The 14,525-nt window shown below is 51.6% G+C and carries 9 protein-coding genes; 4 read left to right on the forward strand and 5 right to left on the reverse strand.

The genetic code is table 11. The features are described from left to right. Nucleotides 1-440: 440 nt before the first annotated feature. Both ACYVAM_RS18040 and ACYVAM_RS18045 read right to left on the reverse strand, forming a co-directional pair. Entirely contained in the window at nucleotides 441-1,178 is a 738-nt protein-coding gene (locus ACYVAM_RS18040) for an SDR family NAD(P)-dependent oxidoreductase (protein ID WP_461069472.1), read from the reverse strand. Nucleotides 1,179-1,183: 5 nt separating this feature from the next. Beyond that, nucleotides 1,184-2,500 (reverse strand): family 1 glycosylhydrolase, encoded by a 1,317-nt coding sequence (locus ACYVAM_RS18045; protein WP_461069474.1) that lies wholly within the window; start codon nucleotides 2,498-2,500, stop codon nucleotides 1,184-1,186. Nucleotides 2,501-2,724: 224 nt separating this feature from the next. On the opposite strand from ACYVAM_RS18045, the gene ACYVAM_RS18050 reads away from it, so the two are divergent. Continuing rightward, entirely contained in the window at nucleotides 2,725-3,699 is a 975-nt protein-coding gene (locus ACYVAM_RS18050) for a glycoside hydrolase family 43 protein (protein WP_461069476.1), read from the forward strand. A 27-nt stretch (nucleotides 3,700-3,726) separates the two neighbouring features. Here the strand turns inward: ACYVAM_RS18050 and ACYVAM_RS18055 are convergent, their stop codons facing one another. The 3 genes from ACYVAM_RS18055 to glf all read right to left on the reverse strand — a co-directional run bounded on the left by ACYVAM_RS18055 (nucleotide 3,727) and on the right by glf (nucleotide 6,853). Beyond that, nucleotides 3,727-4,554, reverse strand: a complete 828-nt coding sequence (locus ACYVAM_RS18055; protein ID WP_461069478.1) for a helix-turn-helix domain-containing protein — start codon at nucleotides 4,552-4,554, stop codon at nucleotides 3,727-3,729. After that, entirely contained in the window at nucleotides 4,555-5,526 is a 972-nt protein-coding gene (locus ACYVAM_RS18060; protein ID WP_461069480.1) for an aldo/keto reductase, read from the reverse strand. It lies immediately after the preceding gene. 205 nt (nucleotides 5,527-5,731) lie between these two features. Next, the gene (gene glf / locus ACYVAM_RS18065; RefSeq protein ID WP_460933378.1) at nucleotides 5,732-6,853 is read right to left on the reverse strand and encodes a UDP-galactopyranose mutase; all 1,122 of its coding nucleotides are present in this window, start codon (nucleotides 6,851-6,853) and stop codon (nucleotides 5,732-5,734) included. 429 nt (nucleotides 6,854-7,282) lie between these two features. Here glf and treZ point away from each other — a divergent pair, with 429 nt between their 5' ends. The 3 genes from treZ to ACYVAM_RS18080 all read left to right on the forward strand — a co-directional run bounded on the left by treZ (nucleotide 7,283) and on the right by ACYVAM_RS18080 (nucleotide 14,471). Further along, complete coding sequence (gene treZ / locus ACYVAM_RS18070; protein WP_461069482.1) at nucleotides 7,283-9,208, forward strand: malto-oligosyltrehalose trehalohydrolase; 1,926 nt, start codon at nucleotides 7,283-7,285, stop codon at nucleotides 9,206-9,208. After that, a complete protein-coding gene (treY, locus tag ACYVAM_RS18075) occupies nucleotides 9,150-13,394 on the forward strand; it encodes a malto-oligosyltrehalose synthase (protein ID WP_461069484.1) in 4,245 nt (1,414 codons plus the stop codon). The genes treZ and treY overlap by 59 nt, the downstream gene beginning before the upstream one ends. Nucleotides 13,395-13,493: 99 nt before the next feature. Continuing rightward, complete coding sequence (locus ACYVAM_RS18080) at nucleotides 13,494-14,471, forward strand: TIGR03885 family FMN-dependent LLM class oxidoreductase (RefSeq protein ID WP_461069486.1); 978 nt, start codon at nucleotides 13,494-13,496, stop codon at nucleotides 14,469-14,471. The last annotated feature ends 54 nt before the right edge of the window (nucleotides 14,472-14,525 follow it).

Genomic DNA, 14,525 nt, shown 5'->3' on the forward strand with positions numbered 1-14,525 from the left:
ATGAAAAAATATAGCTTGTTAGTAAAGATACTTATGCTCATTAGAGAGAGGTAAATTAGAATGGTAGGCTAATGATTTTTATTCAGGGCGTAAACTACGCCGTAACAGTTGTCACTTTTGGCTTTTTAGAAATGCAAACGTGCATCATCACCCGTATCAAGCCGGAAAAAGATAGTTAGTGACCAGAAATAGAATCCGGTCAAAACAGGGGGCACTGGATTAAAACACAATGAAGGCGGTCGGCTAGGATTTATACTTGTAATGGTTATGGCATATCCCAACGAGCTGACGGCCATAGATGAGTTTGTGAACGAAAGGAATGAAAAAACGACGGCAGTACGGGCCGAAATTCAACCTGGTCAGGGGGCAGGCAATTAGAATACTAGAAATGACTGGATTAGGTCACACGATCGCTCCGCAGCTACGGAAGCGGGGTTACTTTACAGTCGATTAAGCCGACCACCATCAACGCGCACCTCCGTACCCTGCACAAAAGCGGCATCCTCCGATGCCAGGTAAGCGATCGTGGCGGCTACGTCCTCTGGTTTGCCGATGTCGGCCCGGTCAATCGTCTCTACACCTGATTTTACATTTGGATTTTCCCACAGCATGGGCGTATCGATAGCACCAGGCAAGACCGCGTTAATGCGCAGGCCTTTGGGTTTTCCTTCCAGCGCTGAGGAGCGCGTCAGTGATAGTACCGCAGCCTTTGCGGCTGCGTAGGGAGCTACCAGAGGTTCGGTTTCAACGGCATGGATACTGGCTACATTCACCACCGTGCCGCCGGGTTTCATGTGCAGAAAGGCTTGTTTTGTGAAGTAAAATGCCCCCAATAAATCGACGTTCAGCGTGCGCAGCCAGTCGTCACCCGTTAATTCTTCCAGTGGTTTGAATTGCATCAGTCCGGCGTTGTTGACAACCACATCCAGCCGACCAAATCGCGTCAGCGTACCACTTACGGTAGCCTCTACCTGCGCTTCTATCGCTACGTCACAAACGCTTCCCCAGCAATCGGGCGCACCGGCTGATTTTACTTCTGTCAAGGCTTTGGCGAGTTTGTCCGGATTCAGATCGGCTAATACGATGCGGGCTCCTTCCGATGCCAGCCGTTTAGCCACCGCCAGGCCTATTCCACTGGCACCACCCGTCACAATGGCTACTTTATTCTGAAATCGCATGCGTTCTATTCGACAGTTTGGTTAGTTTTAGAGACGGCATTGGCTACATTTTGACGGGCCTGCTTGGCGTCGGTTTGCTTCTGATAGGCCCACGACTGGTTACTCTCACTGGGCATAACAATGGGCACCTCCAAACAAACACTCTGGGCAGGCAGCACTTGTTTCCAGTCATGGATAAGTTGCTTATAGGCCTGACCGACCGGGCGAATCTGCCGATTAAGGTCGCAGAGACCCAGGGGATTAACATTTCCGTTGTTCTCCCGCAGCGCCGAATCCCAGTCGACCTGATCCGTCAGGGAATACCAGGTAAAACCAACCATGGGTACACCATCATTCCGTACCCGCAGCACGTTTGCCCATTCCTTCCAAAGCCAATTCACGGCTTCGTCACCATTGGGCCCCTGCCACAGATTCGTTTCGGTATGCATGACGGGCAGACGATACCGGTCATGGTACTGGCGCGTGATGACGTGATAGCCGAAAACTTCACCCGAGGCCCGAGTGGTACCATCGGCCGCCACCCGGTGTTCATTGGTCTGGTAATAATCATTACCCATTATGCAATACTGCTTGAGATTATTACCCAGAAAGAAATGATACTCGTCACGGGTCATGCCGTTGTCCATCAGGTATTCGTACATCTCCGAATCGACCCGACGCCCATAATTGAGATCGAGCGATAAGAAGCGTTTGGCATTCAAAATCTCTGCAGGTTTGATAGCCGCCGGATTTTCAGCGTGGAAATACTCCGACGATTCACTCTGAATAAACAGCGCGTCGGGTCTCACTTCCAGAATGGCGCTCATCGCCAGTACATTTGCTTTGACAATGTGCTTCAGGGCCGTAACAAAAGCGGCATCGGTACTAAGTTGCTCGTTCCACCAGCCGTAGAGCGCCGAAAACTCAGCACAAACGTACATCTCGTTGACGGGGGTGTAGAGCTGTACCCAGGGAAACCGCCTGGCAAATGCCTGCGCATAGCCAGCAAAAAGAACGGGGAAATCTGGGTTCTGGAAATTGCCGATCCAATCAGGTACCCCAAAATGACACAGGTCTACGATGGGAATGATGTCGCGTTTGCGTAACTCACCGAACGTCAGGTCGGCAAAAGACCAGTCGTATTTTCCTTCGCCCACAAAGGTGGTATGAATGGGAGGCCCGTAGCGCAGGAAACGAATACCCAGCTCTTCAACCAGATCAAAATCGGTTCGCCAGTGCTGATAGTGGCCGCATTTTTCTAATTCATCCTGGCGATATTTTCCGGCCTGAATGGTTGGATTGCTATTTTCGATGCCCGTGGCAAACAGAAACTGAGTGACCATACTGTAGAAAACAAATGTACTGCCAATTGATCTGATGCCATTGGGTCATTCCTTAACCTATTCTCACCGGGAGTGTTTACCTGATAGGGATTAAGAGTAGATTAAGCCTATTCCTCTTCTTGTTTCGTTCAGGCCTGTATAGGTTAATTTAATTTTGTCCCGTTACCATACCGTTCCGGTGGGCATGTCCCCGACAAGACAGGTACGTTTAGATATAAGTCAACATGGAGCAGCCGCTGTATCAGAATCCACTGGTAGCCACCGATTTTCCGGACCCTTCGGTGCTGTTGGTAAGCCGGGAAGGCTATTACGCCTATGCGACCCACGACCAGTTTTCACCTACCCAGGCCAACATCCTGCTTCGTCGATCGCCAGATTTAATTCACTGGTCAGAGGCAACTGGCGCGTTAGCAAGTCCGCCCATCTGGGCGCAGCAATGTCAACGTTTCTGGTGTCCACAGGTGGTTTACGTCAATGGCCAATATCGTTTATATTATGCTGCCGAGTCTGATGCCAACGATGGGATGCACCTGGCCTTAGCCTTATCCGATACGCCGGATAACTTTGTTGATATTGGAGTGCCCCTTTCCGGCTCAAATGGCTCCTACGCCATGATCGACCCCTGCTTTTTCGCGGATCCCCAAACCGGGAAACACTATCTGTATTATGGTTCGGCGCATGAACCCATCCGGGCCATCGAATTGGGTCCCGATGGGCACACGTTTATCAGCGAACCGGTCGATGTACTTTTTCCCCGGCCCGGTGTTCCCTTTGAAACCTTGCGGGAAGGCACTTTTGTGACCTATGATCCGGCCTGGAAGCGGTATTACCTATGGGTGTCAGGTGATAATACATGGGCGCCGAATGGCTATGCGGTCAGTGTGTACTGGTCGGCGGATCCAGTACGGGGTTTTATACCTATTCCAGAACCGCATATTATTCTGAAAGCCAATGAGCATTGGGATTCACCGGGCCAGGTTTGTGTGCTTACAGATGAAGCGGGCGTTGACTGGTTAATTTATCATGCCGTCGACACAACGGATCGTTATATTCCAGGTACGAACATTTTTCTACGGAAAATGTGCCTGGATCGAATCACCTATTCTTCCGAAGGGTGGCCTTCAATTGCCAGCCGTTCTCCTTCCTTTAGCCCGCAGGCTAGCCCCACGGTACGGCCTGCAGTAACGAAGGGCCTTTGACGAGACTACAGCTGCACGCGCTCACGATCACTTAGGCAAATGGCCATAGGTCAGAGCCGTTGGGGCCATGCCAAACTTTTTCTTGAAGGAGTAAGAGAAGTGCGAAATGCTTTCAAACCCCAGTTCAAGGTAAATCGCCGAGGGCTTTTGATGTTTGGTTTCGATGAGGTGTCTGGCTTCGCTCAGCCGTTTATCCTGTAGCCAGTGACGGGGCGGAGCTCCGAACGTTTTGACAAAATCACGTTTGAAGGCTGCCAGGCTACGGCCGGTAAGCTGTGCGAACTTTTCAATAGGTACATTGAAATGGAAATTACTGAGCATGAACTTTTCCAGGTCGATCTTGTAAGGGACGGAAAAGTCGAATAGCAAGTGGCGAAGTTCGGGCAGGGCAAGCAAGAGGAGTTTAACGCCTTCTTTTAGTTTCAGAATACCCATCTCGTCGGTCATGCTCGCTCCCGAGCTGCGGGCGTAGGGAACGATAGAGTGAAAATACCCCTGCAGGAAGTCATTAGAAGGAATTAGCCTATTGGGCGAACCGATGTATTTTTGATCTGCCTGCAACTTTTCTTCTAGCGCAATTTTGCGCAAAAGATCTTCCTGCAGTGATATGACAATGGTTTCATAGTTGCCTCCGGGGGGCGGTGTTTTGGTAAGCGTACCGAGTTGGTTTTTGCCGATTAGCAGCATGTCTCCTGCGCCCATCGAAACGGTTTGCCCGGAGGTTTCTAAGATAAACTGTCCGGAAACCTGCAGGATCAGGGTATGGTGATTCCATACACATACTTTCTCTTTCCGCTCAGCAGCGTGATACGAATAAAAGATCACGCCGGGCAGGATTTCGGCTGGACTGGTCATTTAGCGTTGTAAGTAAGTGCCGCCAAGGATGGCACCGATGGCAAAAGTAGTGGTTAAGGCGTTCATTTCTTCCGGCGTAAATACAATGTCCATCGCTGCGATGTTTTCTGGTAAGCGCGATCGACGGCTCATGCTGACCAACGGCATGATGTGATCGCCTTGCTCCTTTACCCAGGCAATTGCCACCTGCGTTGGCGTACAGCCTTTGGTACGGGCTATCTGCTTCAAGACCTCGACTTTTTCCAGATTATGAACGAAGTTCTCCGCCTGAAAACGAGAAAAATGGGTACGATAATCATTCTGGGCAAGCGGAGCTGTCAGTTCACCGGTCAATAAGCCTTCTGCCGTATTGGCGAAGGCCACAATGGCAATACCCAACTGGGTTGCGGCCGGCAGCAGATCGGTTTCTATTTGCCGGTCGGCCAGCGAATAGCCAATCTCCAGGGCGCTTATGGGGTGAACGCTGTTGGCTTTGCGAAGTTGGTCAGCCGTGATTTCCGAAACGCCAATGTACCGCACTTTACCTTCCTGAATCAGGTCGGCGACCGTGCCAATGATGTCTTCCAGGGGTACGCTGTTATCGATGCGGCTAGGCTGATAGAGATCAATGGTTTCAATACCTAAACGGGTTAGGGAGTAGTTGATGAAATTCTTGATCGCAACGGGGCGCAAATCTATGCCTATGAACTGACCGTTGTGAAAGATAGCGCCGAATTTCACACTGATGAAGGCATCCTGGCGCCTTGATTTGATCGCTTTGCCGATCAGTAGTTCATTATGGCCGGCCCCGTAAAAGTCGCCGGTATTCAAAAAATTAATTCCCTTATCCAACGCTTCCTGGATAGTGGCTATGCTTTCTGTTTCATCGGGGGTAGCCCCGCCCCAGATCGAAGACATGCGCATACAGCCTAAACCAAGTTTAGACACCAAGGGGCCATTTTGACCCAACTGAATTTTTGTGATGGTTTCCATGCTGCAAAGATCAGACTTTACAACGCGGGCTTGTTTCGTCTACGGCTCAAGTATTTTGCCTGTACGGCTCATTTACGCCGAGACATGAAACACATAGGCGGCTTAACGATTGCCCCGCTTCTTCTCAAACGCGGGTACCTAAAACCAAAAATCGGCCCCGAAGCAGTTCGGGGCCGATTTTCAGAGTACATTTAGTCATCGTCCATTAGCCTTTGGCTACCTCATGGAGCGACTCCGCACCAACCAGTTTCTTATACAATGTCAGGGCTTGCGCAACGACCTGGTCCATGTTGTAGTACCGATAGGTGCCCAGTCGGCCCACAAAATGGACGCCGGTCTGTTCGTCGGCCAATTCTTTGTACTGACGGTACAGGGCCGCATTTTCGGGGCGAGGAACCGGATAGTATGGATCCCCTTCATCCTGCGGATACTCGAAGGTAAGACTGGTTTTTGGGTGTTCCTGCCCGGTTAGTTTCTTGTACTCGGTGATACGGGTATACGCGTGGTCGTTTGGATAGTTGACCACCGATACGGGCTGGTAATCTGGCGTGTCGAGAGTCTGGTGATCGAAACGAAGTGACCGGTATGGAAGTTTGCCAAAGCAGAAATCGAAATATTCATCGACCGGTCCGGTGTAAATCAGCTCATCGAACGACAGTTGATCTTTCACCTGTTTGAAGTCGGTGCTCAGCATCTGGTGAATATTGGGATGATCGACCATTTTTTCGAACATCTTCGTATAGCCATGAAGCGGCATGTACTGAAACTCATCCGTAAAATAGCGGTCATCCTGATTGGTGCGGGTCGGAATCCGGGACGTCACCATCTTGTCGAGTTCCGACGGATCAACGCCCCACTGCTTGCGCGTGTAGCCCCGGAAGAACTTCTCGTATAGATCACGACCTACCTGACTGACAACGACATCTTCGGACGTACGAATATCGTCGACCTTCTCGCCAACGGTTTTAAAGTACTCTGCCAACTCTTCCGAGGTGAAATTGTAGCCATATAACTTGTTGACGGTGTCGAGGTTAATAGGAATAGGAAGCAGTTTTCCGTCGACCGATGCCAGCACCCGGTGTTCATAAGGGCGCCATTCGGTGAACTGCGACAGATACGAAAATACGTCGGGCGAGTTGGTGTGGAAGATATGCGGCCCGTAGAGGTGAATCAGAATGCCGTCTTCGTTGGGGCAGTCATAGGCGTTACCACCAATATGATGACGTTTGTCGATGAGTAGAACTGTTTTTCCGGCCTGACTGGCTAAGCGCTCGGCCAACACACTACCGGCAAACCCGGCGCCAACAATGGCATAATCGTAATGCATAAAAACGGAATTGGATTAGTAACTGATTTATCTTTTCTGCAACATGAGCCTGCTTTTGACCAGGTTGCACGCTGATCTGACGAAAAATACTCCTATAGATACAGGAATAGGTAAGCAGTTGCTTGTATATGACTGCAAGGATTTAGACTGAATATTTTCCCTCAGTTACGTATATAACTCAAAATATAGCTTAATGGTCTATGCAATGGTCAATTCTATTAGGCTACGGTCCATGTACGTCAGTTTACGGGCTTTCTCCTGAACCGTTTCCTCATTTCTTATCGTCTTCTGTAAGCGGCTTCTACCACTGGCAGTTAGAATTGGAGTCAGGCAGCAGCGATCGAATGGGTTAGACCCGCCGGGAAAAAGACCAGTCAGATTAACGGCCTAAAACCTGCCTGCAACGCTATAGATTTAATTTTTGCAACTATGAAACACCTCATCAATAGCGGCCAACGCTCGCTTGGGGTAACCTTCCCGACCGAGGATCAGGCAAATATCGTGTTATGGGCACCGCTTGCCAAACACGTTGCTATTAAAATCTACGGGAATCAGGCGGCAATTCCGCTAAAAAAAGAAGAATTGGGGTATTGGTGTTTGACAACAAGCCAGCTCCGACCCGGTGACCTCTACAATTATGTCCTTGACGGCCATCAGGAATATCCCGATCCCACTTCTCTGAGTCAGCCGCAGGGCGTACATGGCCCCTCACAGGCGGTCGATACCACTGTTTTTCATTGGGAAGATCAGTGTTGGGTAAACCCGGCATTAGACAGTTACCTGCTCTACGAGATCCATACGGGCACCTTCACGCAGGAAGGTACGTTTCAGGCGCTGGAGAGCAAGCTGGATTATTTGAAAGCCCTGGGCGTAAATGCCATTGAAATTATGCCTGTGGCCCAGTTCTCCGATTCCCGCAACTGGGGGTATGACGGAGTATACACCTATGCCGTTCAAAGTTCTTATGGCGGAGCCGCCGGGTTGCAGCACCTCATCAACACCTGTCATTACAAAGGTATCGCCGTAGTCCTGGACGTTGTCTATAACCACTTTGGGCCCGAAGGGAATTACGTGGGCGAGTTCGGTCCTTACCTGACCGACAAATATTGCACGCCCTGGGGGAAGGCCATCAATTTCGACGACGCCTGGTGTGACGGTGTCCGTCGCTATTTCATTGAAAATGCCCTGATGTGGCTCCGGGATTTTCACATAGACGCCCTGCGGTTGGATGCCGTTCATGCCATCAAGGATTTCAGTCCCAGACATATACTTCAGGAACTGCGGGAGGAAGTCGACAAGCTCATGACAGAAACGGGCCGTCGGCATTACCTGATCGTTGAAAGTGATCTGAACGACCCGCGCTTCATCAATCCACTGGCTGAGAATGGGTATGGTATGGATGCGCAGTGGATGGATGAATTTCACCATGCCCTTCGGGTTTCCATTGGGGAAGAGCCACTGGGCTACTATGCCGATTTCGAGGGCATCGGCGATCTGGCTAAAGCTTATCAGGACGCCTATGTATACGATGGCCAGTTCTCCGAGGTTCGCCATAAATTCTTCGGCTATCGTGCCGAGACGAATCCGGGGCAGCAGTTTATTGTCTTTTCGCAGAATCACGACCAGATCGGTAACCGGAAGCTGGGTGAGCGGTCAAGTCAACTGTATAGCTATGAGGCTGTTAAGTTAATGGCTGGCGCCGTATTTGTCAGTCCGTACATTCCCCTGCTGTTTATGGGTGAAGAATGGGGAGAGACGGACCCATTCTATTACTTCGTGAGTCATTCCGAGCCCGAATTGGTGGAGGCCGTGCGAAAAGGCCGTAGAGAAGAGTTTGCCGCCTTCCATTCGGAAGGGGAGGTGCCCGATCCTGAAAGTGATGAGACCTACGAACGCGCCAAACTACAGTGGAATTTGCTGGAACAGGAATCGAACCAGATTTTACTGCGCTACTACCAAACCCTCATTGCGCTGCGCCAACAGCTACCCGCTCTGGCTCACCTGGACCGGAACCAGCTCGATGTCAGTGCCGATGAACAAAAGGAAACCCTCGTTCTACACCGTTGGCATGAGGATCAGCATGTGCTTTGCCTGATGAATTTTTCGGATCAACCTCAATCCATATCCCTGCCAGAAGCCGGAGATGCTGGTGTACCCTGGCAAAAACTGCTCGACTCTGCTGACTCCATCTGGCAACCCCAACCTCAATCGGAGACCGATTTGGCTCCCGAAACTGTGTCGGCTTCTGAAACAATTCAGGTAAAACCCGAGTCGATTGTTATATATGCACAACATCATGAAAAATCCCGTTTCCACCTACCGGATCCAATTTCACCGCGGCTTTACCTTTCGTGATTTTGAGCGCGTCATTCCTTATCTGGACAAGCTGGGTGTCCAGACCGTCTATGCATCACCGATATTTGAGGCTGTACCGGGCAGCATGCATGGCTATGATTCTGTAAATCCACACCGGATAAACCCCGAAATCGGGACCGAAGCGCAGCTTAGAACCATCAGCAAGGAGCTTACCCGGCGGGGCATGCGCTGGATACAGGACATTGTCCCCAACCACATGGCCTTCCATCCGCATAATACCTGGCTGATGGATGTGCTGGAGAAAGGCCAACTGTCCCCTTATGCCCGCTTTTTTGACATAGACTGGCAAAGTCCCGTGCACAATGGCCGCCTGATGGTGCCTTTCCTGGGAAGTCCGCTGGACGAGGTGATTGAGCAGGGCGACTTGAAAATCACGCACAAGGGGGGCAAGTTCTGGATCGCTTATTTCGATACGACGTATCCATTGCACGCCCGTTCTTACGCAACCATTTTGCGGGCGAGTGACGAAAAGCCAGACAGGGCCATTGCGAACTTATTGACCCAGCTCGATCAGCTTTTAACGGTCAGCGACCCAGATGACTACGCACAGCAAAGTGCGGACTGTCAGGAATCGCTTGCCGGGTTGATAACCGATGCGACCAGCAAGACATACATCAGAAAGTGCTTAACCACGGTGAATAAGTCGCCTGATCTTATCAGGCAGATTGCCGATGAACAGCCGTACCGGCTCTGTTATCATGCCGAAACCGATCAACAGATCAACTACCGCCGGTTTTTTACGGTCAATTCCCTGATCTGCCTCAACATTCAAGACCCAGTCGTTTTTGAGGCCGTTCATGAACTGCCCAAACTATGGCTCGAAGCCGGCATCTTTCACGGTCTGCGCGTCGACCATATTGATGGGCTTTATGACCCCAGCCGTTACCTGGAGCGACTTCGGGACATGGCCGGTCCGGAAGCCTATATCGTAGTTGAAAAGATTCTGCAAAACGACGAAGAACTGCCGCTGCACTGGCCCATTCAGGGGGCTACGGGTTATGCGTATCTGTCGATGGTGAATAATCTGTTCACCCGAACCAACAGCGAGGCTAGCTTTACCCGGTTCTACCACACGTTGCTGGGCGAGAAAATGGCGGTTCGTCAGGAGTTGTACGACAAGAAATCGTACATCCTGCACGAGAACATGAATGGAGAATTGGATAATCTGGATGGCCTTTTCCGGGTGCTAAATCTGGCTGATGAGGACGTGTTGCCGAGGATAGCCCCCGAGCAATTAAAAGCCGCCATCGGAGAGTTCCTGATTCAGTGTCCCGTGTATCGGTACTATGGCAACCAAATGCCGCTGAGTCCCGAAGAGAGCGATCAGGTGCAGGCCATCATGAATCGGGTCAGAAAGCGCAACCCGACACTTGGCCCCGCCGTCGACGTACTGGAAGAAGCTATCGTGCAGAAACCACAAGTGGCCGGGGATGATTATAAGGAGCGCGCGCTTCGGTTCTATCAGCGATGCATGCAATTTACGGGGCCGCTAATGGCCAAGGGGGTGGAGGATACCCTGATGTATACCTATAACCGCTTCATTGGCCACGACGAAGTTGGTGACTCGCCCGAATACTTCGGTCTGACCGTCGAGGAGTTTCATCAGAAAATGCTCGATCGGCAAACGCACTGGCCGCTGGCGCTCAACGCCACTTCGACGCACGATACCAAACGGGGCGAAGATGTCCGGAGCCGCCTGAATGTGCTTACTGACCTGACCGATGAGTGGATTGCTACGGTTCAGGAGTGGCAGCAACTCAACCGGGACATTAAACTGAATGATCCCGATAATGAGGCCATACCTGCGGAAGGAGCCCCCGACCCTAATGGCGAATACTTTATTTATCAAACGCTGGTGGGCGCTTACCCAATGCCTGATCAGCATGAGGACGATTTTCCTAATCGCCTGACGGAATACCTGCAGAAAGCGATGCGGGAGGCCAAACGGAACTCGACGTACAGTGAGCCGAACCTGGCTTACGAAGAAGCGACAAAAGATTTTGCCCTGCAGCTACTGGACCGAAAACGACCATTCTGGGAAAGCTTTCAGACGTTTCACCGCCGGATCAGTGATTTTGGTATCATTAACTCGCTGGCTCAGGTCGTTCTTAAATGCACATGCCCCGGCATACCTGATATTTACCAGGGTTGCGACGGCTGGGATTTGAGCATGGTGGACCCCGACAACCGGCGTCCCGTCGACTTTGCGTCCCGTCAGCAGTGGCTGGACGATCTGATAGAAGTTGATTCGGAGACGATATGGGCGGATTTATGGAAAAGCCGGTACGATTCCCGCATCAAGCTTTGGCTGGTGCACACCCTGCTTACCGAACGAAATCGACATGCCGAACTATTTGCCAATGGACACTATATTCCATTGCAGGTGGAGGGTCGTTATAAAAAGCACGTGCTGGCCTTTGCCCGACGGTATGAGCAGACCTGGTTCGTGATTGCCGTACCGCTGGGTGTGGCTCAGTTATGTGGCAAAGAGGATACGATCGTTGGTTTAGACTGGCAGGACACCCGCATTGTTCTCCCCGTTGAAGCTCCTGACAAATGGAAGCATTGTTTGCAAAAAACGGAAGGTAAAGCCAACGATGGAATAGCTGTTGCGGACTTGTTTGCGGGGTTGCCGCTAGCCGTGCTTACGCTGGAAAAACGCCCCAGCGAACGCAAGGCGGGTATTCTGATGCCCATTCCTTCGCTGCCTTCTCCATTCGGAATTGGTGATTTTGGCCCGGAGGCAACCGCTTTCGCCGACTTTCTCAGCCGCAGTCAGCAAACCTATTGGCAGGTATTACCCCTTAATCCGGTGGGCGCCGACTGCGGGTATTCGCCTTACAGTGCCATATCGAGCATGGCCGGGAACCCCTTGTTGCTTAGCCCGGTCTTGCTGGCCCAGGAAGGATTTCTGGATGAAGAAGACTTGTCGGACTATCACCAACCTATTACAGATCATATTGATTATCAGGCGGCTAGTCGACGCAAAAAGGAGTTGCTGACGAACGCTTACCAAACGGCGCAACGCGACCAGTCGACGAGTCAGGACTTTGAGTTCTGCCAGTTCTGTGAGCAGGAAGCCTACTGGCTGGATGATTTCGCTCTCTATGCAGTCCTGAAAGAGCAGCATGCGGACAAACCCTGGCATGAGTGGCCGACAGCGTATAAATTCCGGGAGCAGCAGGCGCTGGCAACGTTTCGCGACGAGCAGGTAGAGGCCATCAACCAAGCCAAATGGCTCCAGTTTGTCTTTGATAGCCAGTGGAAAACGCTGAAAGACTATTGCAACACGATTGGCATTCAGCTATTTGGCGATCTGCCTTTCTACGTAAGCTACGATTCGGCGGATGTATGGGCCAATCCAGGCTTGTTCTGCCTCGATAAAGAAGGTAATATGACCAGCGTAGCCGGTGTGCCGCCCGATTATTTCAACGCCAACGGACAGCGTTGGGGCATGCCTATCTTTCGGTGGGACGTGCTGAAAAAACAAAACTATAGGTGGTGGGTCGATCGGCTTCGTAAAAATATGGAGCGCTATGATTTACTGCGGCTGGATCATTTTCGGGCGTTTGCCAGCTACTGGGAAGTGCCCGCCGACGAGCCGACGGCCATTCACGGTGAGTGGAAACCCGGCCCCGGCGCCGACTTTTTCAGGGTGTTGCAGCAGGAGTTGGGCGATCTGCCATTTGTAGCCGAAGACTTGGGTAAGATCGACGAGGATGTGTACGAACTGCGAGATGAATTCGGATTGCCCGGCATGAAAGTTATTCAGTTTGCTTTCGGTGAGGATATGCCCGAAACGGTCAACAGCATGCACCATCATACGCCGAACTCCATTGCCTATACAGGCACGCACGACAACAACACCAGCGTGGGTTGGTACAGGCAGAATGCAAATGAGGAAAATCGCAGCCAGTTGGAGCGCTACGTTGGTCATCCCGTTTCGGAAGAGGATGTGCATCTGGTGCTGGCCCGGTTGGCATATGCATCGGTGGCCAATCTCGCCATTCTACCTCTGGCCGATGTGCTGGGACTCGATGAATCTGCCCGTTTGAATACGCCAGCCTCCACCGCCAGCAACTGGACATGGCGGCTGCTTCCTGAACAATTAACGCCGGACATCGAGCAGCACCTTCGGGAATTGACGACGGTATATGACCGATGATGTTTGAGGTTTGTCGTTCGTGGTTAGCGCTCCCGGATAGTTGACCGCGGGGCCTTTGATACGAACGACAAACCACAGACCACAAATACGAACAACCTTATGCTAAAAATTGGCTATCACGCATCCCACGAGCAATTCAAGCCCAGTACCTTGCTACAGTATGTGCAACGGGCGCAGCAGGCTGGCTTTACGGCCTGCTCCTCATCCGATCATTTTCACCCCTGGAGTAACCGGCAGGGCGAAAGTGGCTTTGCCTGGTCCTGGTTAGGCGCGGCTTTGCAGGCTACTTCGCTTTCATTTGGTGTCGTCAACGCACCAGGACAGCGGTATCATCCAGCGATCATTGCGCAGGCAGCCGCTACGCTGGCCGATATGTTTCCCGAGCGATTCTGGATGGCTGTTGGGACCGGGCAAGCCCTCAACGAAGCTATTACGGGGGACAAATGGCCTGCCAAAGCCGACCGGAATGCCCGGTTGAAAGAATGTGTCGATATAATTCGGGCGTTGTGGGATGGACAAACCGTTACCCACAAGGGCCTGGTGACGGTTGAAGAAGCCACGTTATACACCCGCCCCGCCGTGAAGCCACTTATTTTTGGTGCGGCCGTAACCAGCAAAACCGCTGAATGGGTTGGCAGCTGGGCCGATGGGCTATTGACCATATCGCAGCCTGCCGACCAACTGCGAGAGGTCGTCGATGCGTTCCGGCGCGGAGGTGGCGAGGGCAAACCGATGCATTTGAAAGTACAACTCTCCTATGCCGATACTGAAGAGGTTGCCCACCAGGGTGCTTACGATCAATGGCGGGGCAATATTTTCCCCAACGGGATGCTCACCGACCTGCGTCGGCCGGAGCAGTTCGATATGGCTGGCGACCTGGTCAACCTGAACGAAGTCGATAAAATGGTTCGTATTTCGGCCGATACCAGCCAGCACCTCGCCTGGTTGCAGGAAGACATCGACCTAGGGTTCGAGCAGCTTTTTCTGCATAATGTCAATCTGCAACACGAGCGGTTTATCGATGATTTCGGACAACACGTGTTGCCCGATCTGCTCAAGCCTGCTCACGTGCACTGACAGGACAACGACCTTGCCGGTATGGTACCACACTTACCAGCCTTAACTAGAAAT

It is taken from the genome of Spirosoma horti, from assembly GCF_054776595.1.